Annotated in this window: 22 protein-coding genes and 1 other RNA gene; 12 read left to right on the forward strand and 11 right to left on the reverse strand. The window is 70.4% G+C overall.

The window, feature by feature from the left end; genetic code table 11:
* Nucleotides 1-3: 3 nt before the first annotated feature.
* The 3 genes from ssrA (at nucleotide 4) to QM782_RS14210 (ending at nucleotide 2724) form a co-directional block, all read left to right on the forward strand.
* Nucleotides 4-391, forward strand: a transfer-messenger RNA (tmRNA) gene (ssrA, locus tag QM782_RS14200).
* A 236-nt stretch (nucleotides 392-627) separates the two neighbouring features.
* Nucleotides 628-1974 carry an argininosuccinate synthase gene (gene argG, locus QM782_RS14205; protein ID WP_415203551.1) on the forward strand — a complete coding sequence of 449 codons (1347 nt, stop codon included), beginning with the start codon at nucleotides 628-630 and terminating at the stop codon, nucleotides 1972-1974.
* 39 nt (nucleotides 1975-2013) lie between these two features.
* On the forward strand, nucleotides 2014-2724 hold the full coding sequence (locus QM782_RS14210) for a MarC family protein (RefSeq protein WP_415203552.1): 711 nt from the start codon (nucleotides 2014-2016) through the stop codon (nucleotides 2722-2724).
* A gap of 22 nt (nucleotides 2725-2746) precedes the next feature.
* Here QM782_RS14210 and QM782_RS14215 read toward each other — a convergent pair whose 3' ends face one another.
* Complete coding sequence (locus QM782_RS14215) at nucleotides 2747-3685, reverse strand: SMP-30/gluconolactonase/LRE family protein (RefSeq protein WP_415203553.1); 939 nt, start codon at nucleotides 3683-3685, stop codon at nucleotides 2747-2749.
* A gap of 109 nt (nucleotides 3686-3794) precedes the next feature.
* Here QM782_RS14215 and QM782_RS14220 point away from each other — a divergent pair, with 109 nt between their 5' ends.
* The 6 genes from QM782_RS14220 (at nucleotide 3795) to QM782_RS14245 (ending at nucleotide 10340) form a co-directional block, all read left to right on the forward strand.
* Nucleotides 3795-6314, forward strand: coding sequence for an ABC transporter permease (locus tag QM782_RS14220; RefSeq protein ID WP_415203554.1), 2520 nt, complete (start codon nucleotides 3795-3797; stop codon nucleotides 6312-6314).
* On the forward strand, nucleotides 6311-6718 hold the full coding sequence (locus QM782_RS14225) for a group II truncated hemoglobin (RefSeq protein ID WP_415203555.1): 408 nt from the start codon (nucleotides 6311-6313) through the stop codon (nucleotides 6716-6718). The genes QM782_RS14220 and QM782_RS14225 overlap by 4 nt, the downstream gene beginning before the upstream one ends.
* Nucleotides 6719-7005: 287 nt before the next feature.
* Nucleotides 7006-7977 carry a transporter substrate-binding domain-containing protein gene (locus QM782_RS14230; RefSeq protein WP_415203556.1) on the forward strand — a complete coding sequence of 324 codons (972 nt, stop codon included), beginning with the start codon at nucleotides 7006-7008 and terminating at the stop codon, nucleotides 7975-7977.
* A gap of 7 nt (nucleotides 7978-7984) precedes the next feature.
* The gene (locus tag QM782_RS14235; protein ID WP_415203557.1) at nucleotides 7985-8788 is read left to right on the forward strand and encodes an amino acid ABC transporter permease; all 804 of its coding nucleotides are present in this window, start codon (nucleotides 7985-7987) and stop codon (nucleotides 8786-8788) included.
* Nucleotides 8789-9583: an amino acid ABC transporter ATP-binding protein gene (locus QM782_RS14240; protein WP_415203558.1), complete on the forward strand. Its 795-nt coding sequence runs from the start codon at nucleotides 8789-8791 to the stop codon at nucleotides 9581-9583.
* 82 nt (nucleotides 9584-9665) lie between these two features.
* Nucleotides 9666-10340, forward strand: coding sequence for an aspartate/glutamate racemase family protein (locus tag QM782_RS14245; protein WP_415203559.1), 675 nt, complete (start codon nucleotides 9666-9668; stop codon nucleotides 10338-10340).
* Nucleotides 10341-10347: 7 nt separating this feature from the next.
* Here the strand turns inward: QM782_RS14245 and QM782_RS14250 are convergent, their stop codons facing one another.
* The 3 genes from QM782_RS14250 to QM782_RS14260 all read right to left on the reverse strand — a co-directional run bounded on the left by QM782_RS14250 (nucleotide 10348) and on the right by QM782_RS14260 (nucleotide 18541).
* Complete coding sequence (locus QM782_RS14250) at nucleotides 10348-11598, reverse strand: NAD(P)/FAD-dependent oxidoreductase (RefSeq protein ID WP_415203560.1); 1251 nt, start codon at nucleotides 11596-11598, stop codon at nucleotides 10348-10350.
* A gap of 189 nt (nucleotides 11599-11787) precedes the next feature.
* A complete protein-coding gene (locus QM782_RS14255) occupies nucleotides 11788-17667 on the reverse strand; it encodes a CHAT domain-containing protein (protein WP_415203561.1) in 5880 nt (1959 codons plus the stop codon).
* A 34-nt stretch (nucleotides 17668-17701) separates the two neighbouring features.
* On the reverse strand, nucleotides 17702-18541 hold the full coding sequence (locus QM782_RS14260; protein ID WP_415203562.1) for a caspase family protein: 840 nt from the start codon (nucleotides 18539-18541) through the stop codon (nucleotides 17702-17704).
* A 205-nt stretch (nucleotides 18542-18746) separates the two neighbouring features.
* On the opposite strand from QM782_RS14260, the gene QM782_RS14265 reads away from it, so the two are divergent.
* From QM782_RS14265 to QM782_RS14275, 3 genes are all read left to right on the forward strand, one after another.
* A complete protein-coding gene (locus QM782_RS14265; protein WP_415203563.1) occupies nucleotides 18747-19184 on the forward strand; it encodes an Hsp20/alpha crystallin family protein in 438 nt (145 codons plus the stop codon).
* Nucleotides 19185-19210: 26 nt separating this feature from the next.
* Nucleotides 19211-19615, forward strand: a complete 405-nt coding sequence (locus QM782_RS14270) for an Hsp20/alpha crystallin family protein (protein WP_415203564.1) — start codon at nucleotides 19211-19213, stop codon at nucleotides 19613-19615.
* Nucleotides 19616-19803: 188 nt separating this feature from the next.
* On the forward strand, nucleotides 19804-21159 hold the full coding sequence (locus QM782_RS14275; RefSeq protein WP_415203565.1) for a chloride channel protein: 1356 nt from the start codon (nucleotides 19804-19806) through the stop codon (nucleotides 21157-21159).
* A gap of 63 nt (nucleotides 21160-21222) precedes the next feature.
* Here the strand turns inward: QM782_RS14275 and QM782_RS14280 are convergent, their stop codons facing one another.
* The 7 genes from QM782_RS14280 to QM782_RS14310 form a co-directional block, all read right to left on the reverse strand.
* Nucleotides 21223-21717 carry a dihydrofolate reductase gene (locus QM782_RS14280; RefSeq protein WP_415203566.1) on the reverse strand — a complete coding sequence of 165 codons (495 nt, stop codon included), beginning with the start codon at nucleotides 21715-21717 and terminating at the stop codon, nucleotides 21223-21225.
* The gene (locus tag QM782_RS14285) at nucleotides 21714-22526 is read right to left on the reverse strand and encodes a thymidylate synthase (protein ID WP_415203567.1); all 813 of its coding nucleotides are present in this window, start codon (nucleotides 22524-22526) and stop codon (nucleotides 21714-21716) included. The genes QM782_RS14280 and QM782_RS14285 overlap by 4 nt, the downstream gene beginning before the upstream one ends.
* Before the next feature lies 1 nt (nucleotide 22527).
* Entirely contained in the window at nucleotides 22528-22842 is a 315-nt protein-coding gene (locus QM782_RS14290) for a CcdB family protein (protein ID WP_415203568.1), read from the reverse strand.
* Between the two features lie 2 nt (nucleotides 22843-22844).
* Nucleotides 22845-23084 carry a type II toxin-antitoxin system CcdA family antitoxin gene (locus tag QM782_RS14295; protein ID WP_415203569.1) on the reverse strand — a complete coding sequence of 80 codons (240 nt, stop codon included), beginning with the start codon at nucleotides 23082-23084 and terminating at the stop codon, nucleotides 22845-22847.
* Nucleotides 23085-23445: 361 nt separating this feature from the next.
* Nucleotides 23446-24201, reverse strand: a complete 756-nt coding sequence (locus QM782_RS14300; protein WP_415203570.1) for a class II aldolase/adducin family protein — start codon at nucleotides 24199-24201, stop codon at nucleotides 23446-23448.
* A gap of 4 nt (nucleotides 24202-24205) precedes the next feature.
* Nucleotides 24206-24445, reverse strand: coding sequence for a hypothetical protein (locus tag QM782_RS14305; protein WP_415203571.1), 240 nt, complete (start codon nucleotides 24443-24445; stop codon nucleotides 24206-24208).
* A gap of 45 nt (nucleotides 24446-24490) precedes the next feature.
* Nucleotides 24491-26005 (reverse strand): MmgE/PrpD family protein, encoded by a 1515-nt coding sequence (locus QM782_RS14310; protein WP_415203572.1) that lies wholly within the window; start codon nucleotides 26003-26005, stop codon nucleotides 24491-24493.

Consider the following 26005-nt stretch of genomic DNA (forward strand, 5'->3'; position numbering starts at 1 on the left):
TCTGGGGCTGCATTGGTTTCGACGCGGGTTCGGAATCGCAGTGGTGCATGTCGAGCTGAATGTGCTCGTTAAACCTGTTCAAACAAAGTAACTGCAAACGACGAACGTTTCGCACTCGCCGCTTAAACACCGGTGAGCCTTACAACAGCACGCCGACGGGCTGGGCAAGGGGTGAATGGGCGCAAGCCCTGAGCTCCCGGCTGTAAGGGCATTCACGTCGGCTGGTTCCTGGCCGGGCACCTTGGCCAGGGACGAGATCCAAGGGTGCTGGCGTCTCGTGGAGCGTGCGGCTGCGCGCCACGGGGGGTGAGATCCAAAACAGACCGCTAAACATGTAGATCTGCGCGAGGATGGCTTGCGGACGGGGGTTCGAATCCCCCCAGCTCCACCAAGATGACGTCCAAGGGCGTTCGCCGAAGTCCGGTGAACGCCCTTTTTCTTTGCCCACTGCTCCGTCGCCAGGGAAGCGCCGACTGGGAGCCGCTCCCCGTGCCCAGCGGCCGCAGCCTTGGTGAAGCGCATCCCACCGGGTGCCAGGGGCCTGGCCGGCATGGCGCCGGCGCCGGAGCCCGCCGGGCATCTCCACCTAAAATCCCGCCCCTTCCTGAGCTTCCCGGACCCAATCCCATGACCGCCACCATCCTCAACCGCCTGCCCGCAGGCGAGCGCGTCGGCATCGCCTTCTCGGGCGGCCTGGACACCAGCGCCGCCGTGCACTGGATGCGCGCCAAGGGCGCGATTCCCTGCGCCTACACCGCCAACCTGGGCCAGCCCGACGAGAGCGACTACGAGGACATTCCGCGCAAGGCGCTGGCCTACGGCGCCGACAAGGCGCGCCTGATCGACTGCCGCCCGCAGCTGGTGGCCGAGGGCATCGCGGCGATCCAGTCCGGCGCCTTCCACATCACCACCGGCGGCGCGACCTACTTCAACACCACGCCGCTGGGCCGCGCGGTCACCGGCACGGTGCTGGTCGTCGCGATGCGCGAGGACGGCGTGGACATCTGGGGCGACGGCAGCACCTACAAGGGCAACGACATCGAGCGCTTCTACCGCTACGGCCTGCTGGCCAACCCGAAGCTGCGCATCTACAAGCCCTGGCTGGACCAGCAGTTCATCGACGAACTGGGTGGCCGCAAGGAGATGAGCGAATACCTGATCGCCAACGGCTTCGACTACAAGATGAGCGTGGAGAAGGCCTACAGCACCGACTCCAACCTGCTGGGCGCCACGCACGAGGCCAAGGACCTGGAGTTCCTGGACAAGGGCATCAACATCGTCAAGCCCATCATGGGCGTGGCCTTCTGGCGCGAGGACGTGGCCGTCAAGCCCGAGACCGTGTCGGTGCGCTTCGAGGAAGGCCAGCCGGTGGCGCTGAACGGCCGCACGTTCGAGTCGCCGCTGGCCCTGTTCATGGAGGCCAACGCTATCGGCGGCCGCCACGGCCTGGGCATGTGCGACCAGATCGAGAACCGCATCATCGAGGCCAAGAGCCGCGGCATCTACGAGGCCCCGGGCATGGCGCTGCTGCACATCGCCTACGAGCGCCTGGTCACCGGCATCCACAACGAGGACACCATCGAGCAGTACCGCGCCAACGGCCGCCGCCTGGGCCGCCTGCTGTACCAGGGCCGCTGGTTCGACAGCCAGGCGCTGATGCTGCGCGAGACGGCGCAGCGCTGGGTGGCGCGCGCGGTCACCGGCGAGGTCACGCTGGAGCTGCGCCGCGGCAACGACTATTCGCTGCTCGACACCACCAGTCCGAACCTCACCTACAAGCCCGAGCGCCTGTCGATGGAGAAGGTGGAGGACGCCGCCTTCACGCCGGCCGACCGCATCGGCCAGCTGACCATGCGCAACCTGGACATCGCCGACACGCGCGAGAAGCTGTCCATCTACAGCGGCGTGGGCCTGCTGGGCAAGGACAGCGGGACCGACCTGCCGCTGCTGGCGCACGGCGAGCCGGGCCAGTAAGGCCCCCGGCGACTCCGGGCGACCACCCGCTCCCGCGCCATGACGCTGGAACTGCCGAGCGCGCTGGGCAAGAGCTTCCTCTTCGCGTTCGCGGCGGTGCTGCCGATCCTAAACCCGGCCGCCGTGGCGCCGGTGTTCCTGAGCCTGACCGAGGGCGCCTCGGCGCAGACGCGCGCCGTGCTGGCGCGCCGCATCGCGCGCAACGTGTTCTGGCTGCTGCTGGGCGCCATGCTGACCGGCGTCTACGTGCTCGACTTCTTCGGCATCTCGCTGCCAATCGTGCGCGTGGGTGGCGGGCTGGTGGTGGCGTCCAGCGCCTGGCGGCTGCTGAGCACCTCGCAGTCCCTGGGCAAGAGCCACACGGAGCTGGTCGAGGCCTACACGCCCGAGATGGCGCGGCGCCAGGCCTTCTATCCGCTGACCTTCCCGATCACGTCCGGGCCGGGCTCGATCACGGCGGCGATCACGGTCGGCGTCTCGCTGGCCGACGCGCGGCTGTCGCTGGCGCTGGCGCGCACCGGCGGCGCGGTGCTGGCGCTGCTGGCGGTCGGCGCGCTGGTGTACCTGGCGTTCCGCTACGCCGAGCAACTGCTCAAGCCGCTGGGCGAGGCCGGCATGGTCATCTTCCTGCGGCTGTCGGCCTTCATCCTGCTGTGCCTGGGCGTGCAGATCGTCTGGGACGGTTTGCACGAACTGGGCGTGGGGCTGCTGCGCGACGGGCTGCTGGCCGTCCGGCCGCCGGGCGCGTAGGCGACCCGAGGTGGGGCGCGGCTCAGCCGCCGGCCGCCCCCTGCGTGTTCACGTACAGCGCGTACACCGACTGGCTTGCCGCCATGAACAGCCGGTTGCGGTGCCGGCCGCCGAAGCACAGGTTGGCGCAGCGCTCGGGCAGCAGGATGCGGCCGATGGTCGCGCCGTCGGGGGCGAACACGCGCACGCCGTCGTGGCCCTCGCCGGTGCCCCAGCCGGCCCACAGGTTGCCGTCCACGTCGCAGCGGAAGCCGTCGGGCGACTCGTCCGGGCCGCAGGTGTGGAACACCCGGTCGTTCTGCAGCGTGGCGCCGTCGGCGGCCACGTCGAACACGCGGATGCGCTTGGGCGCCGCGCCGGACTCGACCACGTACAGCCGCCGCTCGTCCGGCGAGAAGGTCAGGCCGTTCGGCCGCGCCACCGCGTCCGTCACCACCGTGGTCGTGCCGGTGGCGGGGTCGTGGCGGTAGACGCACTCGGGCCGCTCGGGTGCGGCCGGCACGCCCTCGTACCAGCCCAGGATGCCGAACGGCGGATCGGTGAACCAGACGCTGCCGTCGGACTTGACCACCACGTCGTTCGGCGAATTCAGCCGCGCGCCCTCGAAGCGGTCCACCAGCGTGGTGATGCTGCCGTCGTACTCGGTGCGCACGACGCGGCGGCCCAGGTGCTCGCAGCCGACCAGCCGGCCCTGGCGGTCGCGCGTGTGGCCGTTGGCGTGGCCCGAGGGCTGGCGGAACACGCCGACGGCGCCGGTCGCCTCGTCCCAGCGCATGATCCGGTCGTTCGGCACGTCGCTCCACAGCAGGTAGCGGCCGTCGCCGAACCAGACCGGCCCCTCGGCCCAGCGCATGCCGGTGGCGATGCGCTCCACCGCGGCCGCGGCGACGCGGTAGCGCGCGAAGCGGGGATCGAGGACGACCACGGCGGGATCGGGATAGCGGGACGCGGGTTGCCACATGGTGCGTGCAGGGAGCGGGGGGATGCCGCGCAGTATGCCCGGCGCCGGCGGGGCCATGGCCTGCGGCGCGGGCCGCCGGGATAATCCGCGCCTGCTTCGGAGCCTGCCCGTGACCCCCTCCTTCCTGTCCCTCGGTTGGCGCACCCTGTGGCGCGACCTGCGCTCCGGCGAGCTGCGCCTGCTGCTGGTGGCCGTGACGCTGGCCGTGGCCGCGCTGACGGCCGTGGGCTTCTTCGCCGACCGGCTGCAGGGCGGCCTGGCGCGCGACGCGCGCCAGCTGATCGGCGGCGACGCGGTGCTGGTCAGCGACAACCCGGCGCCGCCGCAGTTCGCCGAGCGCGCACGCGCATTGGCCCTGCAGACCGCTACCACGCTGGACTTCCCGACCATGGGCCGCGCGCCGGACGACCGGGGCGGCGCGGCCCGGCTGGTGGCGCTGAAGGCCGTGGAGCCGGGCTACCCGCTGCGTGGCAGCCTGCAGGTGGCGGCGCGGCCCGGCGAGGCCGGGGCCGTCACGCGCGAGATCCCGGCGCGCGGCGAGGCCTGGGTCGATGCGCCGCTGCTGGACGCGCTGGGCCTGGCGGTCGGCGACCAACTGCTGCTGGGCGACGCCAGTTTCCGCATCGCGCGCATCCTCCTGGTCGAGCCCGACCGCGGCAGCGGCTTCATGAGCTTCGCGCCGCGCGTGATGGTCCACGCCGGCGACCTGCCGGCCACCCGGCTGGTGCAGCCGGCCAGCCGCATCCGCTGGCGCATGGCCGTGGCCGGCGCGGAGCCGGCGGTGCAGGCCTTCGTGCGCTTCGCCGAGGCCGAGATCCACGGCGCCGCGGCCCGCGGCCTGCGCCTGGAATCGCTGGAGAGCGGCCGGCCCGAGATGCGCCAGACGCTGGACCGCGCCGACAAGTTCCTGAACCTGGTGGCGCTGCTGTCGGCGCTGCTGAGCGCCGTGGCCGTGGCGCTGGCCGCGCGCAGCTTCGCGGCCCGCCACCTGGACGACTGCGCGATGCTGCGCGTGCTGGGCGTGCCGCAGCGCGCGATCGCGCTGTCGTATGCGTTCGAATTCCTGCTGGCCGGCCTGTTCGCCAGCCTGGCGGGCGTGGTGCTGGGTTTCGCGGTGCACCACGTGTTCGTGCTGCTGCTGGCCGGGCTGGTCGATGCCGCGCTGCCGGCCGCCACGGTCCGGCCGGCGCTGCACGGCCTGGGCGTCGGGCTGACGCTGCTGGCCGCCTTCGGCCTGCCGCCGGTGCTGCAGCTGGCGCGCGTGCCGCCGCTGCGGGTGATCCGGCGCGACCTGGGCCAGCTCAAGCCGGCCTCGCTGGCCGTGCTGGGCGTGGGCGTGCTGGGCTTCGTCGCACTGCTGCTGGCCACCAGCCGCGACCTGGTGCTGGGCCTGATCGCCGTGGGCGGCTTCGCCGGCGCGGTGCTGCTGTTCGCCGGCCTGTCCTGGCTGGCGGTGCGGCTGCTGCGCGCCGGCGTGAACGAGGCCACGGCGCCGCGCTGGCTGGTGCTGGCCACGCGCCAGGTGTCGGCGCGGCCGGCCTACACCGTGGTGCAGGTCAGCGCGCTGGCGGTCGGCCTGCTGGCGCTGGCGCTGCTGGTGCTGCTGCGCACCGACCTGATCGGCGCCTGGCGCCAGGCCACGCCGCCCGACGCGCCCAACCGCTTCGTCATCAACATCCTGCCCGAGCAGGGCGCGGACTTCCGCCGCATGCTGGACGAGGCCGGCGTGCACCGCTACGACTGGTACCCGATGTTCCGCGGCCGGCTGGTGGCGGTGAACGGCCGCGCCGTGGCGCCCGAGGACTACGCCGACGAGCGCGCGCGCCGCCTGGTGGACCGCGAGTTCAACCTCTCGCACGCGGCCGAGCGCCCGCCGCACAACACCATCGTCGGCGGCCGCTGGACCGCGGGCGAGGCCGGCGCCGTCAGCGTCGAGCAGGGCCTGGCCGAGACGCTGGGCCTGAAGCTCGGCGACCGCCTGCGCTTCGACGTCGGCGGCATGCCGTCGGAGGCCCGCATCACCTCGCTGCGCAAGGTCGACTGGGGCTCGCTGCACGCGAACTTCTTCGTGATGTACCCGCTGGCCGCGATGCCGGAGGTGCCGATCACCTACCTGGCGGCCTACCGCGCGCCGCCGGCCGCCGGCTTCGACAACGCGCTGGTGCGCGCCTTCCCGAACGTGACCAGCGTGGACATGAGCAGCGCGCTGGCCCAGGTGCAGGCGGTGCTCGACCAGGTGGTGCGCGCGGTGGAGTTCCTGTTCGGCTTCACGCTCGCGGCCGGGCTGGTGGTGCTGTTCGCGGCCATCACCGCCACGCGCGAGGAGCGCGCGCGCGAGTACGCCATCATGCGCGCCGTCGGCGCCGGCAGCGCCCTGCTGCGCCAGGTGCAGCGCGCCGAGCTGGCCGGCGTCGGCGTGCTGGCCGGCGTGCTGGCCACGGGGGTGGCCATGGCGGTCGGCTGGGCGCTGGCGCGCTTCGTGTTCGAGTTCAGCTGGACCGGTTCGGCCTGGGTGCCGCTGGCCGGCGCGCTGGCCGGCGCCGTGCTGGCGCTGGGCGCGGGCTGGTGGGGCCTGCGCGAGGTTCTGCGCCGGCCGGTGGTGGACACGCTGCGCAGGGCCGCGGCATGACGGCGCCGCCGGGCCCCCCGGCACCGGCCACGCCGTTCGAGTGGATCGGCGGCGAGGACCGGGTGCACGCGCTGGTCGAGCGCTTCTACGACCTGATGGACCTGGAGCCGGCCTACGCCGCGCTGCGCGCGGCGCACGGGCCGGCGCTGGACAACGCGCGCCAGCGGCTGTTCTGGTTCCTGTGCGGCTGGCTGGGCGGGCCGTCGTACTACACCGACCGCTTCGGCCACCCGCGGCTGCGCGCCCGGCACCTGCCGTTCGCGATCGGCATCCGCGAGCGCGACCAGTGGCTGGCCTGCATGGACCAGGCCATGGGCGAGACCGGCGTGCCCGAGGACCTGCGCGCGCGGCTGCGCGAGAGCTTCTTCCAGACGGCGGACTGGATGCGGAACAAGGGGGGGTGAGAGAGGCCGATCCACCGGCACCGCCGTTTCGGCGCGGATGCCGGCTGCGCGATCGAGCCATCGATGGTGGTGTGGAGGCGAAGCGGTCGATCAACGTCGGCGGGGCGTCCTCCAGTTGCGCCCTGGCGTCGTCCTGTGCCGTGAATGCTTGGACGGGGCCGTGGTCGATCCGCGCTGCGAACGTCGTTTCCAGCCACGCCGCCGTGCTTCCATGACGCTGTGAAGGCCGCGGCCGGACCCTTGGCCCCCGACGCACGCTTGGCCGTGCTCCGGTCGGCAGGGCGTGCATGGAGTCGGTCGAGGTCGGGTCGCAGCCGCAGCGTGCGGAGGCCGGCATGGCGTGGCCGTTGTCCGTCCTGGTCCGCGGCGCGCTGTCCGCAGCCTGGCGGTTCCTACAATGCGGGCTTTCTGCCAGGAGTTTCCCCGTGTCGACTAAGCGTTTCTTCCTCGGTGCCGTGGCGGCACTGGTCTCGATGGCCGCCAGCGGGCTCAGCTCCGCGCAGGAGACCGAGTCTTCGATGGCCCGGGTACAGCGCACCAAGGTGCTCCGCGTGGGCGCCATCGCCGGGGCGATTCCGTACTTCAACAAGGACCTGGCGACCGGCAAGTGGGATGGCTTCGGGCCCGATTTTTCCGAGAGCCTGGCGAAGAAGCTTGGCGCCCGCGTCGAATACGTCGAGACGACCTGGGGCAACGCGGTGCTGGACTTGCAGTCCAACAAGATCGACGCGATGTTCGGCATGGCGCCTACGCCTGCGCGCCAGGAGGTCGTGAACTTCACGGACACGCTGTTCGACAACACCTACACCGTGGTATGCCGCAAGGGGGTCACGGTCAAGAACTGGGACGATCTGAATGCTTCCAAGGACCGCGTCGTGGTGGACGTCGGCTCCAGCCACGACCAACTGGCTACGCGTATCCTGCCCAAGGCCAACGTGAGCCGGCTGGAGAACAGCGGCGCGGCGACGATGGCGTTGTCGGCCGGCCGGGCCGATTGCCAGATCCTCGTGATCCTGCTGGCCCAGCCACTGCTGGCCAAGCGCCCGAACATCGGCACCATGACCATTCCCGCGCCGACCTACACCGCGCCGGTCAGCATCGGCCTGCGCAAGGAGAGCGACAGCGCCCTGCAGAAGGCGGTCAACGAATGGCTGGCCGATGCGCGCGCCAAGGGCGAGGTCCGCTCCACGATCCTGAAGAACATGGAAAAGCTCGCCGGCGTGCCAGCCAGCGCCTTTCCGCCCGAGATCAAGTTCTGACACGGCCATGCAGCAGGCCGATCCCACCCCGCGCAGCAAAGGCCTGAGCGCCGTCGGCATCGCGCTGCTCGTCGTGCTGGCGGCCGCCGGCGTCTGGGCCGTGCTGAAGCACTGGACGGGCCTGCCGTCCGGCGCGACGGCGGCCGGCTACGACTGGGACTTCGGCGTGCTGTGGAAGTACCGCAGCCTGCTGGTCTCGGGCCTGGTCTACACGCTGGTGTTCACGGTGATCTGCGTGGCATTGGGCCTGCTCGTGGGCCTCGTTACCGGCCTGGGGCGTCTGGCGAGCAACCCTGTCGTGACGGTGCCGCTGCGCGCCTACATCGAGGTGTTCCGCTGCACGCCAGTGCTGGTGCAGCTCGTGTGGTTCTACTATGCGCTGCCGGTGCTGACCGGCATCGAGATGTCCGCCGTGGTGGCTGCCACCCTGTGCCTGGCGCTGTACGGCGGCGCGTTCTATTCGGAGATCGTGCGCGGGGGCATCATCGCCGTCGACCACGGCCAGACCGAGGCCGCCAAGGCGCTGGGCATGACGCGTTGGCAGCTGATGCGTCGCGTGATCCTGCCCCAGGCGTTCAAGAAGATGGTCCCGCCGCTGATGAACCAGTCGATCATGCAGTTGAAGAACACCTCGCTGCTGTCGGTGTTGGCGGTGCCTGACCTGCTGTACCAGGGCCAGGTGATTGCGCACGACACCTACCGCCCGCTGGAGGTCTACACCTTCACCGCGATCGCCTACTTCGCAGTGCTGTTCCCGATCACCCTGTGGGCCAAGCGCATGGAACACGGCGGTGCGCCCAGGGAGGTTTGAGTGTCCGCACCCCCCCTGATCGCCATCTCCGGGCTGAAGAAGTCGTTCGGCGGCAATGCCGTGCTCAAGGATATCCACCTGCAGGTGCAGCGCGGCGAGGTCGTCGCGCTGATCGGGCCCTCGGGCTCGGGCAAGTCCACGCTGCTGCGATGCATCAACCTGCTCTCGGTGCCCAATGGCGGGCGCATCACCGTGGGCGAGCACAGTTTCGACTTCGACGGCCGGCACGCCGCGCTGCCGGGCGAGAAGAAGCTGGCGCAGTTCCGCGCGTCGACCGGCATGGTGTTCCAGCACTTCAACCTGTTTCCGCACATGACGGCGCTGCAGAACGTGATGGAGGGCCCCGTCACCGTGCTGCGCACGCCCCGGGCCGAGGCCGAGGCGGCGGCGCGGGAGCTGCTGCGTAAGGTGGGCCTGGCCGAGCGCGCGGACTACTATCCCGACAAGCTCTCCGGCGGTCAGAAGCAGCGCGTGGCCATCGCGCGTGCGCTGGCCATGAAGCCGGCCGTCATGCTGTTCGACGAGGCCACCTCGGCGCTGGACCCCGAACTCGTGGGCGAGGTACTCAACGTGATCAAGGGCCTCGCGCGCGACGGCATGACCATGATCCTGGTCACCCACGAGATCGGTTTCGCGCGTGAGGTGGCGGACCAGGTGGTCTTCATGCGTGATGGCGTGGTCGCCGAGTCCGGGCCGCCCGGCGTGGTGATCGACAACCCGCGCCAGGAGTCGACCCGCGTTTTTCTGGGCCGGTTCACGGCCGGCGATGCCCGGGCGACGTCCCAGGCCGCGTGAGGTGCGGCCCATCGCAGGATCGCCGCTCGGACCGGACGTGCCGAGCCGCACGACCGACCGCCGCAGCCACCGCGCCCGAAACATGACCGCATCGCCTGCCCGCCCGTTTCTCGGTGTCCTGATGCTGGACACCCGTTTTCCGCGCCCGCCGGGCGACGTGGGCAACGAGGAGACCTACCGCCGGGCGCAGATCCCGGTGCGTTTCCTGAAGGTCGAGGGTGCTTCGCCCCGAAGGATCGTGCAGGAGGCCGACCCGCGCCTGCTCGATCCTTTCGTGCAGGCGGCCCGGGCGCTTGTGGCGCAGGGCGCGGCGCTGATCACCACGAGCTGCGGCTTCCTGGCGGCCTACCAGTCGGTGCTGGCAGCTGCGGTGCCGGTGCCGGTGGTGACTTCCAGCATCCTGCAGTGCCAGGGCTTCGCACGGCCGGGCATCGTGACCTTCGACGCTGCCGCGCTGACAGCAGCCATCCTGGCCGAGGCGCACGTGCCGGTGGGCACGCCGGTCCAGGGCCTGGCCGTGGACTGCGAGATGCACAGGCGCATCCTGCACGACGAAGAGCGGATGGACCTGGCCGAGGCCGGGCGCGACGTAGTGCGTGCCGCTACAGCGCTGGTGGAGGCGCATCCGGCCGTGCAGGACATCGTGCTCGAATGCACGAACATGCCGCCCTACCGCACGGCGGTGGCGACGGCCACGGGCCGCCGCGTCCACGACATCGAGACGCTGATCCTGGCGCGGTGGCGCCAACTCGGCTGAGCCGGCGCTACAGGCCGAAGCGACCGGGCGCGAACGGGGTGGCGTCGATGCGTGGCACCTGTCCCGACATCGCGTCGGCCAGCAACAGTGCCGTGCCGGGCCCCGTGCTGAGTCCGATGTGCTGGTGGCCGAATGCGAACCACAGGCCCGGGTGTGCACGCGCCGCACCGATGACCGGCCGGCTGTCGGGCATGGTGGGCCGCCGCCCGAGCCAGGGCGCCGCCTGCAGCCGCGGGCCCAGCGCCAGCGCCTCGCGAGCGGCGCCTTCGGCCAACTGGAGCTGCGCAGTGTCCGGCGGCGCATCCAGGTCGGCCAGTTCCACGCCGGTGGACAGCCGCAGCCCCATGGCCATCGGCGCCAGCACGTAGCCGCCCGCCGCGTCGTACACGGGCCGCCGCAGGGTTGGCTCTGCGGCGGCGTAGTGCATGTGGTAGCCACGCTCGTAGGCCATCGGTACGCGTAGCCGCAACTGGCGTTCTAGGAAGGTCCGGGACCAGGGCCCCAGGGCCACGACGAGATGCCCGGCCGCCAACGGTGCCGCGGCACCGGTGTGTCGCACCGTCCATCCGCCAGCGGCTGGCGCGATCTGCTGCACTTCGGCCTGCAGCATGCGGCCGCCGCACGCGGCGAACAGGTCAGCGTAGGCCTGCACGACGCGGCTTGGGTCGTCGACCGAGGCGGCGTCCTGGATCCACAGCGCGCGCGCGAAGATCGGCCGCAGCGCCGGCTCCAGCGCGCGCAGCTCGGTGGGCGAGAGCGTCTGCGTTGCGACGCCGAAGCGCGCGAACGTCTCGCGCGCGAGACGGCTCCCCGCGAAGCCGGCTTCGGAGCGGTACAGGAAGATCCAGCCGTCGGTGCGCAGCCGCTCGGCGGCACCGGCCTCGTGCAGCCAGTCGGCATGGGTGGCCATCGACAGCCGGATCAGCGCGTCGAGCGCGGCCGCGGTGGCTTCGAAGCGGCTGCGGCCGGCCTGATACAGGAAGCGCGCCGCCCAGGCCAGGTGGCGTCGCATGAATTCCGGCCGGTAGCGCAACTGCACGCCGGTGTTGCGCAGCAGCCGGGGCAGCGCGGTCCACAGGCCGGGATTGTTCATCGGCACCAGCGAGCTGCGGGCCAGCACGCCCGCATTGCCGTAGGAGGTTTCTCGACCCGGGGGCGAGCGGTCGATCAGCACCACATCGCAGCCGCGCCGCCGTAGTTCCAGCGCACAGCTGACGCCCACCATCCCGGCTCCCAGCACGGCCACCCGCTTGTCCATCCGCCTCATCCTCGTCCATCGGGCGACCGCGCCCGGGCGCTATTGTGGGGCGGGCCGGACGGTGGTTGCGCCAGCGTGCTGCCGCATTGGCGCTGTGCGTGCAAGACGCAGGCCGCGGGGGCTGCCGCTCCGGCAGGGCCGGCTGCACGCCCGTGTGCACGCCGGCGTTTCGCCGGGGCGCCCGATCGCTCAACCGCGCCTGCCGCGTGGCGGCGTGCGCTGGCGCAACGGGCGGCCCGGATGCAGATGGCAGGACAGCGCCAGCAGTCGATCGGACAGCGCGTCCAGCATGGCCTGGCGGGCCTTGTCGGCGGTGATCAGCCGCAGCGCGTCGGCGCAGAGCGACAGCAGCTCCAGCTGCTTGCCGACCGAATCCAGCTCGTTCGGCGTGACGGCGGCGTGGCCCATCACCTGGGTGTAGGCGTCCTGCAGCGCCAGCATGGCTGCTTTGCCGGTTTCGCCGTCTTGCGCCAGCGTGCCGTCGAGCAGGCGCTCCACCAGCACCGCTTCGGGCTGCATGATCAGGTTCCAGGCGGTGGGATCGGACTGGGCGAGTTGCGCCGCCTCCTGCCCGCACAGGCGCGCCGATTCGACGGCGGCCTGGCGCTGCGCCGCATCGGCCTGCAGCAGCGCTTGCAGCGCGAGGTGGTTCAGCCCGGGGTAGGGCTGCAGCCGGCCGGTGGCGGGGTCGCGCTCGCCTGCGGCATAGGCCTGGGCGCTGTCCTGCAGCGCCTTGTCCAGCTTGCGGCCCAGCGTGCGGCGCTGCGCCGCGGTGGCGCCGGGCGCCAGCATCTGCCCGGCGTAGAGGCCGGCCAGGCGTTTGTAGGCGCTGGCGCGCAGCGCGCTGCGCTCGGAGTTGTACAGGCGCTCGAAGCGGTCGTCCGCGCGCGCGGCGAGCAGCCGGTCCAGGTTTTCCAGCCGCGCCAGCGCCGTGCGGATCAGCGCCTCGCCAGCTTCGGAGTCTCCCTGCTCGCTTTGCTTGGCACCGAGACGCGCCTCGATGTTGGCCAGCCGCTCGATGTCGCGGATCGGCACCTGGCCCAGGCTGTCCTCGATCTGCACCGCGCGCAGGTAGGCCTCGCGGGCCTGCTCGAACAGGTTCAGGTCGAACCAGGCAGCCCCCAGCGCCGACTGCATCGCCGGCAGTGCGATCCAGCCGGGCGGGCAGCGCTTGGCGACCATCTGCTCGATCTGCCGCGCATGGCTGCTGCGGCCGGTCTCGGCCTGCTTCGTGTGTGGCCGGCGCAGTTCCACGCGAATGCGCGCGAGGCGGTCGAGGAACTCGTCCGGCGAGGCGAAGCGGCCGTCTTCGCCAGGGCCGTCGGCACCGTCGGCACGCGGCTCGGCCAGCCAGCCCGGGTCGCCGTAGGCCTGGAACGCTCCCCAGGTGATGTCCGCAGCGTTCTCGCGCCAGACGCGCCGGCGCGCCTCGAACACGGCCTCGCCGAAGCTGCGCCGGTGCAGCAGAAGCTCCTCGTACACGGTCTGGCCGAACAGCTGTGCCAGGTCGTCGCTGACGGCCCAGCCGGCCACCAGCACGCAGCGCACGCCGATCCGGATCAGCTCGCGCGCGACGCTGGCGGCCAGCTTGTTGCCGTCGCTGGCGAAGCCGATCTTGCCGAGATGGCAGCAGTTCAGGAACACCATCTCGGGCACGGCTTCCATGGCCTCGATTTCGGCTGCCGTGACCAGCAGGCCGTCCGAGAGCAGCACGCCGCTGCGGCGCTGGCCGTCGGCGTGCAGCAGCTCGAACACGCCATGCGCCGAGATGTGCAGGAAGCGGTAGGCCTTGCGGTACAGCGCGGCCAACACGTTCTTGGCCGGCTGGTCGGCGCCGATGACCTGCTCGACCTTGTAGCCCAGGCCTTCGAACACGCGCACCACGGCCCGGGCCTCGGCCTCGGCGCCGGGCAGGGAATCGGGCGCGCCGGACGGGCGCTCGGGCGTGCCCGGAAAGGCGCGCACGAAGCCGTCGAGCGAGGGGTTGCCGATAACCAGTGCGTCGCGGCCCAAGCCTTCGCGCACGCCGCGCCGGAAGTCGTTGCTGGCCAGCTGGCGCACGACGGCCGTGCGCAGTGCCATCGGCAGGCGGTCGTCGTCGCTGCGCCGCGGGTCGTCGGCCAGCATCAGCTCCCAGGGCAGGTTGGCGGTGGTTTCGTCGACGACCAGCACCACGCGGGCCAGTTCGCGCGCGGCGTCCTTGAAGTCGTGCGGCACCATCAGTTGGAACAGCATGCGGCCGAAATCGTCCTGCCACTGCGACGAGGCGATCTGCTGGCGCACCAACTGCTCGACCAGCTCGGGCTGGCGTTGCAGCAGCTGTGATTCGGCGCGCGCACGCTGGCCCACGTACAAGAAGCGCAGCCGCGTGGCCAGGCGCGTGCGCGGCGCGTCCGGCCCAGCCGCCGCCGGCGGCGCGTTCTTGTGCGCGTCGGCGTCGGTGATCATCAACCGTGGCCAGTAGGGGTAGCTGCGGCTCTCGAACAGCCGTTGGCGGCAGCCGTCCTCGCGGCGCAGTTCTTCGTCCAGCACCAGGGCGGTCTTCAGCGCAGCGGCCGTGGCCTCCAGGCGCGGGCGCAATTCGCGCAGCGCATAGACGGCCGTGATCGCGGTGTCCAGGTACAGCTCGACGATGTCCAGCCGCGTCACGCGGATCGGCAGGCCGGTGGTCTGGTGGAACTTGGCGTTGGCGTCGAGCACGCCACGCACCAACGCCTCGACCGAGCCCGGGATGGTCATGTTGGCGCTGGAGTTGTAGCCCAGCAGCAGCGTGGCCAGCGGCAGATCGCGCGGCGTGCGGCCCAGCACGTCGGCCGTCTGCAGCAGGTAGCGCAGCACGCCCGTGCGCACGGCTTCGGCCAGCGCGGTCTGCGACAGTGCCCCGTCGTACGGGCCGAGGCCCGTGACGATGGCGCCGCGCAGCAGGCCATTGCGGCGTTCCAGTTCGTTGGGGGCGCACAGCACCGAGGTGGCCGTGCCCAGCGGGCCGGTGTACAGGCCAAGATTGAAGCGCTCGCTGAGCTGGCCTTGCAGCAGCTCCTGGTCGATCAGCGACTGCGGGCCCGCGATCGTGTCCTGTTCGTAGTGGCCGACCATGATCGGCTGCGACACGAAGCGCAGGTCCATGGCCTTGACGGAGACGGCCAGCCGGCGCTGGGCACGCGGCGCCACGCGCTGGCGCACCGAGCCGCCCATGAAGCCGCGCTGCAGCGCGTCGACGTCGTCCACTGTGGGCGGGCCCGCGTCGTAGCGCATCGGCGCCGTCTGCTCGATTGCGCGCCGCGCCGGCGGCGCGGTCGAGAGCTTGGCGGTGCTGCCGACCGTCAGCAGGTCGACCAGCGCATCGAAGTGCTCCGGCGTGGCGGTCAGGTCGCCATGCCCGGCGTCCATGTAGTAGAAGCTGCCGATGCCGCCGATGCGGCCGGAGGCCCAGGTCACGGTGCCGTCCCCGCGCGTGGTGCCGACCATCTTGAGCTGGTTGTTTTCCTCGCGCACGCCGCAAGGCGTGTTGCGGGCGACGCCGAACACATAGATGCTCTTGGCCGCGTAGGCTTCGGGCAGGGCAGGCGTGCCGGCGCCGTCCTGCGTCCACAGCCAGCTGGCGGCATCCAGCACGTCCTGCCCGGGCTGGCCGACCTTGCCGTGGCCGAACCAGAAATCGCGCACCTTGCCTTTGAAGTCGATCCAGGTCTGCTGCTGCTGGTAGTCGTACAGTCCGCCGCCACCTTCGTCGCCCTGGAACATGTCCTTGAAGCCGGGCTTGGGCAGCAGCTGCAGCGCGCCGCGGAAGCCCGCCACGATGTCCAGCACCTCCTGCATGTCGTGCGCGACGTCCAGCCGCACCAGCGTGCGCAGCATGTCGCCCTTGCCGATCAGGTTCTCGACCATGGAGTGGGCGCCCTGGTGCGGCGTGCCCAGCATCACCAGGCGCGCGCCGTCGCGGCGCATCAGCGCGTCCATGACCGGGCGGCGCTTGTGGATGGCCGCGCGCACGACCAAGCCGCCCATGCTGTGCGCCAGCAGCCGGATCGGCTGGTCGGTCTCGCGCAGCAGCCGGTCCAGCAGCGTGGCCAGACGCTCGGCCAGCACGTCCAGCGGCTGGCGCCAGTCGTAGGCGAAACGCTCCACGCGGTGGCTGCGCAGCAGGTCGCGGCACAGCGGGCCGTAGAACAGCGAGAACAATTCCTCGGCCTCGATGTCGGGCTCGCCGAACTTGATCTTCTTGAGCCCCCCGGTGGCAATGTCGGCCGGGTCGAACCAGACGCGGTCGCTGCGGCCGCGCTTGAGGTGCGAGCCCATCACGCCCGGCAGCAGCACGACGACCGGGAGATCGTGGGCGGTGGCGTCGCGCGAGGCTGCCGCCAGGGCCAGCGCCTCGGCGTACTGCGCCGGGCTCGGCAGTGTCGTGAAGGCGCTGACGGCGGCCGTGTCGTCGACGACCAGCCAGTCGCGCAGCGCGCTGCGCGTGTCCAGGTTGTCGAAGTAGCGAAAGTGGGAGACGTCGCTGCCGCGGTCGAACAGTACGCGGGCCTGGGCCTTGGGCGCGACGCCGGACAGCATGGCCCGGGTATCGACGACGAGGTCGTTGTCGGTGTTGTCGAAGAACACGAAGTCGGTCAGCAGCACGCCCAGGCGTGCCAGCAGGCTGCCGCCCTCGATGTCGCCGGCCACCACGGCCATCCGGATGCCCGGTTGTACCGGTGCCTCGCGCAGCAGCCGCGCCATCGGCGAATCGGGCAGCATGGCCTCGATGCCGGGTACCAGGTGCGGATTGGTGCGGTTCTTCGCGATGTCGATCACGACGCGCTTGAACGCCGCGTAGTACGGGTTGCCGAAGAAGTACGGCACCAGGCCGATCAGCGACAGCAGGCTGGACAGGAACAGGTCGAAGTTCGCGCTGGCCAGCAGCGTGCCGTTCGCCGGGCTGGCCACGCGTACGTAGCGCTCGACCACGATGCGGCGCTGGCGCAGCAACTCGCACAGTTCCAGCAGTTCCTCGCGCTGGCGCGCGTGCATGTCCGCCATCTGGCCGAGCACACGCTCGGCCTCCTTCGGGTCGGCATCGCCGGTGCCCGGGAACGGGTAGGCGTAGGACTTGACCAGCGAGCCGAAGTCCGCCAGGCACAGCAGGTCGCCGACCAGGCCGCCGCGCGAATGCGTGACCAGGCAGATGCGCGCGTCCTGCGGCAACGCGCGGGCCAGCGCCAGCGCGTTGCCGATCGGGCTCTCGGACAGCGTGCGGTGCTCGAAGGCGTAGATGTGCTGGCCGAAGCGGCGCTCCAGCAGGCCCCACAGGTCGCGGTCGGCTTCGCGCAGGTCGCCGAAGCTGCCTTGCGTGCTGGAGCCGGTGCCGTGCACGAATACCAGCATGGGCGGCAGCTTGCCGTCCTTGGCGTCGTAGCGGTCGGTGGGCTCGACGTCGCCCTCCTTGTGGAAGTGCATGCGCCGCAGCGCCTCCTTGCCGGCGCGCAGCCCGCTCCAGCGGTACAGCGCGCCGGGTTCGGCGTTCAGCCGCGACTCCACGGCCGCCATCAGCGCCTTGGTGCCGAGCCAGCTGACACCCAGTTCGGCGGCGGACTGCACTGCGCCGTCTTTCAGCGCGTCCTTCATGATGTCGTCGGCGCGGTCGCCGACGACCAGTGTGAATACCTTGCGCACCAGGCCGCCGACCGCATCGCCGAAGAATCCGCGCGGCGCCGCGGCGTCGGCGCGCAGCTTCTCCAGCAGGATCTCGCGGTTCGGGCCCAGCAGTTCCGGGTGGGTCTTCTCCAAGGCTTCGTGCAGCCGCCGGGCGTTGCCGATGAAGCTGCTGCCGTCCTCTAGTTCCAGCACCACGACTTCGTCGCCGGCTGCCGGCTGCGACTGCTCGGCCCGGCCCTCGGCATTGCCGCGCGCGGATGCGCCCACGTCGTAGCTGCTGATGGCCTTCAGGTAGCCGGGTGGCAGGAAATCGTGCTGCGGGCCCGTCTCGTCCTGCGGCGCCGAGCGCCGTGCCGGCTGCAGCAGGGCCGGCAGAGCGGGTTGAGCGTCCTGGCGGCCCTTCAGCCGCAGTTCGATGGCGTCGGCCATGGTCGCCTCCTGGGTGGGTCGAACGGGTGCGGGATCACGTGAACACCTTGCGCCTGCGCGCCGCCGCGTTGCCGAAGATCTGAGGGCTTTGCGGGTAGCTGGCCGAGGGCAGGCTGCCCGGCGTGATCGCGGCGTGCCAGTCGGCGTAGCTGGCGCTGGGCGGCAGGCTGCGCAGCGCCTTCAGCGCGTAGTAGCTGAACGCGCCGCAGGGCCGCCCGTTGATGCGGGCGTCGTAGCTGAAGTTGTTGGGGCCTTCCTGGCAGCCGGCCAGCAGCAGGTCGCCGGCCGCGCGCGAGGCCGCCTTGGCGAACGCCGAGGCGCCGCTGGCCTGCGCGACGCGCGCCAGGGGCTGGCCGCTGGCGCCGCGCGGCAGCATCGCCGGCGGCAGCCAGTTGCCCATCGGCATGAAGCGCGGGCGCGGCACGTCGTCGGGCGTGTCCTGCGGCACGGCGCGCGTGACGGTGCCCGAGTGGCAGCTGTCGGAGATCAGCACCAGCCGCACGCCGGCCGCGCGCGCGGCGAAGATGGCGTGGATCTCGTCGTCCAGCAGCGCGCCGCCGCCGGTCTGCAGGTCGTAGGGGCACAGGGCCTCGTCCAGGCCGTCGGCCTCGTCACCGTTCAGGTCGGGCACGTAGGTGCCGTGGCCGGAGTAGGTGATGACGACCACGTCGCCCTTCTGTGCGCCGCCGACGGCGGCCTGAAAGCCCTGGGCCATCGCCGCCCTGGTGGCCTGGGCGTCCAGCAGCGTGGTGACGGCGAAGCCGCGCGCGGCCAGTTCGGCCGCCCAGTCCTGCGCGTCGTTGACGCAGCCGCGCAGGTCCATGTGGGTGCCGGGGTAGTCGTTGATGCCGATGCACAGGGCGGTCTTGGCCATGGGGATCTCCTCGAGGCGCGCAGGGTGGAAGCGCGGGCCAGTATGGAACCGCCCGCAGGCGGCGACAACCACCGTTTTGAGGATGACAGCGGGCCGCCGCCGGGACTCTTGAAAGCGCCGGATCCAGCCTCCAAGTTCCCGCCGGAGGCGCCGGACACGCATCCGGCGCGGCTCCGATCCACATTCAACAACGGAGGTTTTCGCCATGTACCGGTCCCTGTTTCCGCGCGACGTGTTCGCCGAGATGGATCGCCTGCAGCGCGACTTGCAGCAGGCCTTCGATCTGTCGCCCAGCATCCGCGGCTTCGCCCGCCAGGGCTTTCCCGCCCTGAACGTGGGCGGCACGCCCACCAGCATCGAGATCTACGCCTTCGCGCCCGGCGTCGACCCGGCCACGCTGGAGGTCAGCCTGGAGCGCGGCCTGCTCAGCATCGCCGGTGAGCGCAAGAGCGTGCTGCCGCCGGCCGAGGCCAAGGCGTCCGTGCACATCAACGAGCGCTTCGACGGCAAGTTCCGGCGTGCGCTGTCCATGCCCGAGGACGCCGATCCCGACGGCGTGCAGGCCAGCTTGCGCGACGGCGTGCTGCACGTCACCGTCAAGCGCCGCGCCGCTGCCCAGCCGCGCCGCATCGCCGTGCAATGACCGACCACCCGAACGAGGAGCAAGCCATGGAAGACCGCAACATCGCCAAGGTACGGGCGTCGCAGCCTGCCGCAGCCCCGCAGGCCCAGCGTCCGCTGGACGCCGCGCTGACGCCGCCCGTGGACGTGATCGAGGACACCGGCGGCATCACGCTGTACGCCGACCTGCCCGGCGTGACCAAGGAGCGGCTGCACCTGCAGGTGGAGGCCGACACGCTGACCATCGAGGCCGAGTTCGACCTGCCCGTGCCCGAGGGCCTGGTCTCCAGCCACACCGAGGTGGGCCTGGCGCGCTACCGGCGCGCCTTCACGCTGAGCAAGGAGCTCGACGCCGAGCGCGTCTCGGCCGAGCTGGTGCAGGGCGTGCTGAAGCTGCGCATCCCCAAGGCGGCGCACGCGCAGCCGCGGCGCATCGACGTGCAGGTGCACTGAGCGGCCTCGCCTGACCGACGGTCCCCGGCTGGCGCCGCGCGGGCCGCGGTTGTTTCCTCCCGAACCTGACGTCCCGGGGAACTGCTGCAGCGGCGCATGGCAGGCCGTGCGCGGCAAGGTTGCCCCGGCACGCGGCTGGCGGCTGCCGCCCGGGCCGGCGCGGCGCTGCGCTGCGAGAATTTCCGGTCATGGACCGCGAACCCGATTTCCTGCGCAGGCTGCGCGAAGAACTGTCCGACCTGCGCATCTGGACGGATCGCGCGCTGGTGCTGGGCTTCGCGGCCCTGGCCGGGCTGGCCGTCGTGGCGCTGACGCTGTTGGCCGACGGGGCGATGGACTGGTTCCTGGCCGAGCGCACGCAGCGCCCCTGGCTGGCGCTGCTGTGGACGCCGGCGCTGACGGCGGCCATCGTCTGGGCCACGCGCCGCTGGTGCCCGGGCGCGGGCGGCTCGGGCGTGCCGCAGGTCTGCGCCGCGCTGGACCCGCGCGTGGCGCCGGACCAGCGCGCGCGCTTCGTCTCGCTGCGGCTGTCCTGCGCCAAGATCCTGGTGGTGTCGGGCGGCCTGCTGGCCGGCCTGTCGACCGGCCGGCAGGGGCCGTCGGTGCAGGTCGCGGCCGGCGTGATGTTCGCGGCGCGACGCTGGCTGGCGCCGCGTTCGGGCGTCAACGAGCGCGACCTGCTGGTGGCCGGCGGGGCCGTCGGCCTGGCGGCGGCGTTCAACACGCCGCTCGGCGGCATCGTGTTCGCGATCGAGGAGCTGTCGCGGCGCATCGAGCAGCGCAGCAGCGGCCTGATGCTGGCGGCCATCGTGGTCGGCGGGCTGGTCGCGGTGTCGGCCTTCGGCAACTTCTCGTACTTCGGCCGCGTCCACGTGGACCTGCTGGACTGGTGGAACCTGCTGCTGCCCGGGACGCTGGTCGCGCTGGGCTGCGGGCTGGCCGGCGGGCTGCTGGCGCGCCTGTCGATCGCCGGCGCCACCGGGCTGCCGGACCGGTTCAGCGACTGGCGCCGGCGCTACCCGGTGCGCTTCGCCGCGGGCTGCGGCTTCGTCGTGGCGCTGATCGGCCTGATCAGCCAGGGGGCGGCGGTCGGCGGCGGGCACCACCATACGCGCGAACTGCTGGCCGCGGCGTCCGCGCAGGACCATGCCATCCTGACCTACACCGGCCTGAAGTTCGTCGCCTCCTGGCTGTCGGCCTGGTCGGGCGCGCCGGGCGGCATCTTCGGGCCGGCGCTGTCGATCGGCGCCAGCTGGGGCGCCGACGTCGCCGCCATCACCGGCTCGCCCCACCTGCCGGCGCTGATCGCGCTGGGCATGGCCGGCTTCCTCGCGGCCATTACGCAGACTCCGATCACGGCCATGATCATCGTGATGGAGATGACCGACGGCCATGCCATGGTGCTGAGCCTGATCGGCTGCGCGCTGCTGGCCAGCCTGATCTCGCGCATGGTCAGCCGGCCGCTGTATGCGACGCTGTGCGAGTTGCTGGTGCGCGAGCTGCACGGCCGCGCGCCGCCGGGCGCGCCGGCAGTCCCGCGCTGAGCCGGGGCAGGCGTCGGCGGTGCGGCGGGCGGGGGCCGCCGGGTGTCGCCGGCGCAGGCCGCGCTACAGCGCCGTGTTGCGCCAGGTCACGAACGAGAAGGCCAGGCCGGAGGCGCCGACGTGGCGCTCGCGCGCGACTTCCCGCCAGGCCGGGCCCAGGGCCGGCGCACAGGTGTCGCCGTCGAAGTCGGCCTCGATCTCGGTGATCACGGCCGTGCTGGCGCGCAGCAGCGCCAGCGCGTAGACCTCGGCGCCGCCGGTGACCCAGATGCGCGCGTCGGGTGCGCAGGCGGCCGCGGCCGCGTCCAGCGTGGCCACGCGGGTGGCGCCGTCGGCTTGCCAGCCGGCCTGGCGTGTCAGCACCAGGTTGCGGCGGCCCGGCAGCGGGCGGAACTTCGGCGGCAGCGACTCCCAGGTCCGGCGGCCCATCAGCACCGGGCAGCCCGCCGTGACGGCCTTGAAGTGCGCCATGTCCTCGGGCAGCCGCCAGGGCAGGGCGTTGTCCTTGCCGATCACGCCGTTGGCCGCCTGGGCCCAGATCAGGTGGAAGCTCGTCATACCGCCACCGGCGCCTTGATGGCCGGATGGTGCTGGTAGTCGAGCATCTCGAAGTCCTCGTACGCGTAGTCGAAGATCGATGCCGGCCGGCGCCGGATGTTCAGCACCGGGTAGGGGTAGGGCGCGCGGCCCAGCTGCAGCTCGACCTGCTCCACGTGGTTGCTGTAGATGTGGCAGTCGCCGCCGGTCCAGATGAAGTCGCCGACCTGCAGGTCGCACTGCTGCGCCAGCATGTGGGTTAGCAGCGCGTAGCTGGCGATGTTGAACGGCACGCCGAGGAAGATGTCGGCGCTGCGCTGGTAGAGCTGGCAGCTGAGCCGGCCCTCGGCCACGTAGAACTGGAAGAAGGCGTGGCAGGGCATCAGCGCCATCTTCGGCAGGTCGGCCACGTTCCAGGCGCTGACGATGATGCGGCGCGAATCGGGGTTGGCCCTGAGCTGCTGCACGACCTCGGCGATCTGGTCGACGTGGCCGCCGTCCGGCGTCGGCCAGGAGCGCCACTGCACGCCGTAGACCGGGCCCAGGTCGCCGTCGGGGCCGGCCCACTCGTCCCAGATCGTCACGCCGCGCTCCTGCAGCCAGCGCGCGTTGCCGTCGCCGCGCAGGAACCACAGCAGCTCCAGGACGATGGACTTCAGGTGCACCTTCTTCGTCGTGACCAGCGGAAAGCCCTCGGACAGGTCGAAGCGCATCTGGTGGCCGAACACGCTCTTGGTGCCGGTGCCGGTGCGGTCGCCCTTGGCCACGCCATGGGTGTGGACGTGGCGCATGAAGTCTTCGTACTGGGAGCGGATCGGGCGGGGGGGCATGTCAATAGGAGCCGAAAAGGGTGTCGAGCGCGCCGATGATCTGGTCGGACTGGAGCCGCAGATTCGACACGGGATGGCGCAATTCTGCGGCCGGGAAGGCCGCGATGGCCGGTGTGTCGAGCACGACGGCGTCACCATCGATGTCGAAGCAGGGGTTCAGGTCCCGCATCGGCGGACCGGACAGCCGGGCGGCCCGTAGCGGCAGCACGACGCGGGTGTCGAGGCTGCTGATGTAGTCGTTCTGGATGTCCAGCAGGTAGGGCGTGGACTCGCGCAGCTGCGCATCGGGATGACGAAAGACATCGAAGCGCGCCATGCTCAGAAACTGCGGTACTTGGCCAGCGGCAGACCTTCTTTGGCGATGCGGGCGTTGTACGCGGCCACGGCTTCCTTGTTCTCGGCGTTCCAGCGTTCCCAGTAGCGGCGCCTGACCTCGGCTGCCAACAGTTCGTCGACTGTCTGCGACAGGTTCATGCCCAGTGCGCGCGCCATGTCCAGCACCTTGGCGTTCAGCGACAGGTTGGTGGCTCGCTTGGGAGCATTGTCGAAACGTGGCATGCGGACGCTTTCCTGCAGGAACGAATGCGCAGATTCTATGCGCATGCACTTCATCCGGCTTGCGTAGCCGTAGTCCCAATCGCCACTCGAAAGCTGCTCGTGCAATTTCAACTCGGCGCTGATGGCTGTGCAGCGAGTTCACCTCGTTGAGGAGAAATGAGTTGTGTCTTCGCGGAGTTTGGTGCCACCAGTTCGACGGCGCCACCGACATTGCAAGTACACGCGTAGTAGCCTGACCGTCAGGGTCACGGCGATCGTCGGACTCCCGCGATATGCGAGACGCCCCCGGGTCTATATCGCAGAGATCCGGAGGTGATGCTCAAAACGATTCGGGCGTCATCTCGGCCGATAGGCATGTTGTTCAAGCTTCATACTCAGCGCGCTGCGCTTCAATGAGGCGGCGGGCCGCCTGCCAGGTTAACTGGACAATATCTGCTGAGTCATCCGTCTCGAATTGTTCGGCGGTCCGTTCCTGCACAGCGAGGGGTGGCGTGCGGATCGCCGTGCCGCCAGCCAAGGCCTGCACTTGAATCTGGCAGGCGCGCTCCAAGAACCAGAGCTCATGAAAAGCATCGGCTACTGTCGCCCCGCCGACCAGCACGCCATGATTACGCAAGATCATGGCGTTTCTACGGCCGAGATCCTTCACCAGGCGCTTCCGCTCGCTGAGGTCGAGCGCAATGCCCTCATAGTCGTGATATGCCAGCCGTCCATGAAACTTCAGAGCGTGCTGGCTGATGGGCAACAGACCTGCTTCCTGAGCCGAAACGGCGGCCCCTGCGGCGGTATGCGTATGTATGACCCAATGTAGATCTGGGCGCGCACCATGTACCGCCGAATGAATGGTGAAGCCCGCTTGGTTGAAGCCAAGCGGTGCTTCGCTTCCAACTCGATCATCCACCACCTGACCATCGAGATCGATTTTCACCAGGTCCGAAGCACGCATTTCTCCAAATAGAAGGCCGTAGCGGTTGATGAGAAAGTGCGCCTCCGGGCCTGGCACGCGAGCCGTGATGTGCGTGTCGATCAGGTCGGTCATGCGGAAGTGTGCAACCACTCGGTAAAGGGCAGCGAGGTCGCAGCGCGTTGCCCACTCACCAGATTCGAAAGCTTTCATGGCATCACCCTTCGTTGACGGCTACGTGGTTGATCGCGCTAGCTTGCGAGTTCCACTTGGCGATGTTCGCCCCGAGCGTGCCATTGAGATTCGGCACCTTAGATGCCACTGGCACGGCATCGCACAACTGCGTGCCGTTTCTGGTGATGCGATCCGGAATCGTCAGGCCATGAGCATGCTTAGAAGCGAGGCGAGGAATCGCCGTGAATAGGGGGAGGAGGGTTCGGCGACGGCTTTTTTTCATGGTACGGATCGGGTATGACGGGAAGGACGGCGAAGCGTTAAGAGTTCAGTGGATCGATTCGTGTTGAGCGGCATGCCCAGCGAGCAATGGCAGCAGTGCGCGCGCATCGTCGATCTCGTCGAGATGCAGCACATGGTCAGCTAGCGCATCAGCACGGTCGCGGGGCAACACCACGGTGGCAAGTGCGTCGAACTTGGCACGCAGCACCGCGTCGCTGACTGGATTGGCAGGAGCACCAAGTGGGATTGGAACGTGGTGCGACACCACGGCGCCCGAGGTGGATGTGATACTTACTGTCGGCTCTTCCAGCGCCTGCATGTGGGCATCGACATGCAGGCGCACCAGCGACATTGCGGCAGCAATACGTGCATTCCCACGTGCCGGTGCAAGGTAGCGCGCCAAGCCCGCATCGCCGAAGATCCAACTGATCGCTACAGCGTAGGGCAGACTCATCTGGGTGCTGGACAATGTTGCAAGATCACGCCCACCGCACATATCCATCACGAAGCTGCTGAGACGTACATCGATGTGCGCGACTTGCTGCGCCAGGCCGGGATGAGCGGCCATGAGGTGCAGCACTGCATCAATGGTTGAATGGTTGCTGCGACAAGAGGCATGCGGCTTGATGGCACAGCGCATCAGTTTCCACACGCTGCCCGCTTCGGCGAGCAGGGCTTCGGGTTGCTTCGATTCGGAGGCAAAGGCGTTGAAGAAGCCTCCCCAAACGTCGTCGAACACCTGGGCTGCTCCAGTGACGCCCTGAGCGGCCAGCAGCGCTGCGGTAAAGCCGCCTTCCGCTGCCCGGCCTGCGTGCAGGCGCTTGGTCTGCGAGGCATCGTGGATGAAAGCCCACAGCCCGCCGCTGAAACTCGCTGCATGGCCAAGCGCCGAGGTCGTCCGCTCCGCGTCGAGGCGGAACAAATGCGCAACAGCAGCAGCAGCGCCGAACGTGCCGCAGGTCGCGGTCGAATGCCAGCCCTTGCCGTTGTGCGGCGAGTAGCCACCGCAGGCTTCGAGCACGCGCCGACTGACGTCATAGCCCAGCACCACGGCAGTGATCAGGTCACGGCCAGAAACCACGCGTGCTTGCAACACAGGTACCGAGAGCGCCGCCAATGCCGCTGGCAGCACGACGGCGCCGGAATGGTCGCAGCCGCCAGTGTCGTCCAGCTCCAGCGCATGCGCCGCCACGCCGTTCGCGAAGGCCGTGTCACGGCTGCCGAGCACGTGCGTCGTACCCCATGCTGGGGAACTGCCGACGCTAGGCTCTGCGGCGAGCATGCGCATCACCGCGCGCGGCTCAATGGCTGCGCTGCCGGCCAGCGCGGCACCAAAGGTATCGAGAATATGGCGCTTGGCACGCGTGACGACTTCGGGCGGCAGGTCGTTGAAGGTCGTGCGGGAGCAGAAGTGGCCGAGTCGCAGGGCTGCACCGTCGGATTGCGCCAAAGAGCGAGCCGTCAAGCATTGCGCCGCCGGTGGGGCTACGTCGAAGGCGAGCACCACACTGGACTGCATGCCCACGGGCCAAAGACTGGCTGGCGCATCACTGCGATCCAT

The organism is Pseudorhodoferax sp., from assembly GCF_047601025.1.
Classification (GTDB): domain Bacteria; phylum Pseudomonadota; class Gammaproteobacteria; order Burkholderiales; family Burkholderiaceae_C; genus Pseudorhodoferax.

Coding starts and splice junctions, on each gene's coding strand:
- argG (WP_415203551.1), top strand. CDS start 628: ATGACCGCCACCATCCTCAACCGCCTGCCCGCAGGCGAGCGCGTCGGC.
- QM782_RS14210 (WP_415203552.1), top strand. CDS start 2,014: ATGACGCTGGAACTGCCGAGCGCGCTGGGCAAGAGCTTCCTCTTCGCG.
- QM782_RS14215 (WP_415203553.1), bottom strand. CDS start 3,685: ATGTGGCAACCCGCGTCCCGCTATCCCGATCCCGCCGTGGTCGTCCTC.
- QM782_RS14225 (WP_415203555.1), top strand. CDS start 6,311: ATGACGGCGCCGCCGGGCCCCCCGGCACCGGCCACGCCGTTCGAGTGG.
- QM782_RS14230 (WP_415203556.1), top strand. CDS start 7,006: ATGGAGTCGGTCGAGGTCGGGTCGCAGCCGCAGCGTGCGGAGGCCGGC.
- QM782_RS14235 (WP_415203557.1), top strand. CDS start 7,985: ATGCAGCAGGCCGATCCCACCCCGCGCAGCAAAGGCCTGAGCGCCGTC.
- QM782_RS14245 (WP_415203559.1), top strand. CDS start 9,666: ATGACCGCATCGCCTGCCCGCCCGTTTCTCGGTGTCCTGATGCTGGAC.
- QM782_RS14250 (WP_415203560.1), bottom strand. CDS start 11,598: ATGGACAAGCGGGTGGCCGTGCTGGGAGCCGGGATGGTGGGCGTCAGC.
- QM782_RS14255 (WP_415203561.1), bottom strand. CDS start 17,667: ATGGCCGACGCCATCGAACTGCGGCTGAAGGGCCGCCAGGACGCTCAA.
- QM782_RS14260 (WP_415203562.1), bottom strand. CDS start 18,541: ATGGCCAAGACCGCCCTGTGCATCGGCATCAACGACTACCCCGGCACC.
- QM782_RS14265 (WP_415203563.1), top strand. CDS start 18,747: ATGTACCGGTCCCTGTTTCCGCGCGACGTGTTCGCCGAGATGGATCGC.
- QM782_RS14270 (WP_415203564.1), top strand. CDS start 19,211: ATGGAAGACCGCAACATCGCCAAGGTACGGGCGTCGCAGCCTGCCGCA.
- QM782_RS14275 (WP_415203565.1), top strand. CDS start 19,804: ATGGACCGCGAACCCGATTTCCTGCGCAGGCTGCGCGAAGAACTGTCC.
- QM782_RS14280 (WP_415203566.1), bottom strand. CDS start 21,717: ATGACGAGCTTCCACCTGATCTGGGCCCAGGCGGCCAACGGCGTGATC.
- QM782_RS14285 (WP_415203567.1), bottom strand. CDS start 22,526: ATGCCCCCCCGCCCGATCCGCTCCCAGTACGAAGACTTCATGCGCCAC.
- QM782_RS14290 (WP_415203568.1), bottom strand. CDS start 22,842: ATGGCGCGCTTCGATGTCTTTCGTCATCCCGATGCGCAGCTGCGCGAG.
- QM782_RS14295 (WP_415203569.1), bottom strand. CDS start 23,084: ATGCCACGTTTCGACAATGCTCCCAAGCGAGCCACCAACCTGTCGCTG.
- QM782_RS14300 (WP_415203570.1), bottom strand. CDS start 24,201: ATGAAAGCTTTCGAATCTGGTGAGTGGGCAACGCGCTGCGACCTCGCT.
- QM782_RS14305 (WP_415203571.1), bottom strand. CDS start 24,445: ATGAAAAAAAGCCGTCGCCGAACCCTCCTCCCCCTATTCACGGCGATT.
- QM782_RS14310 (WP_415203572.1), bottom strand. CDS start 26,005: ATGGATCGCAGTGATGCGCCAGCCAGTCTTTGGCCCGTGGGCATGCAG.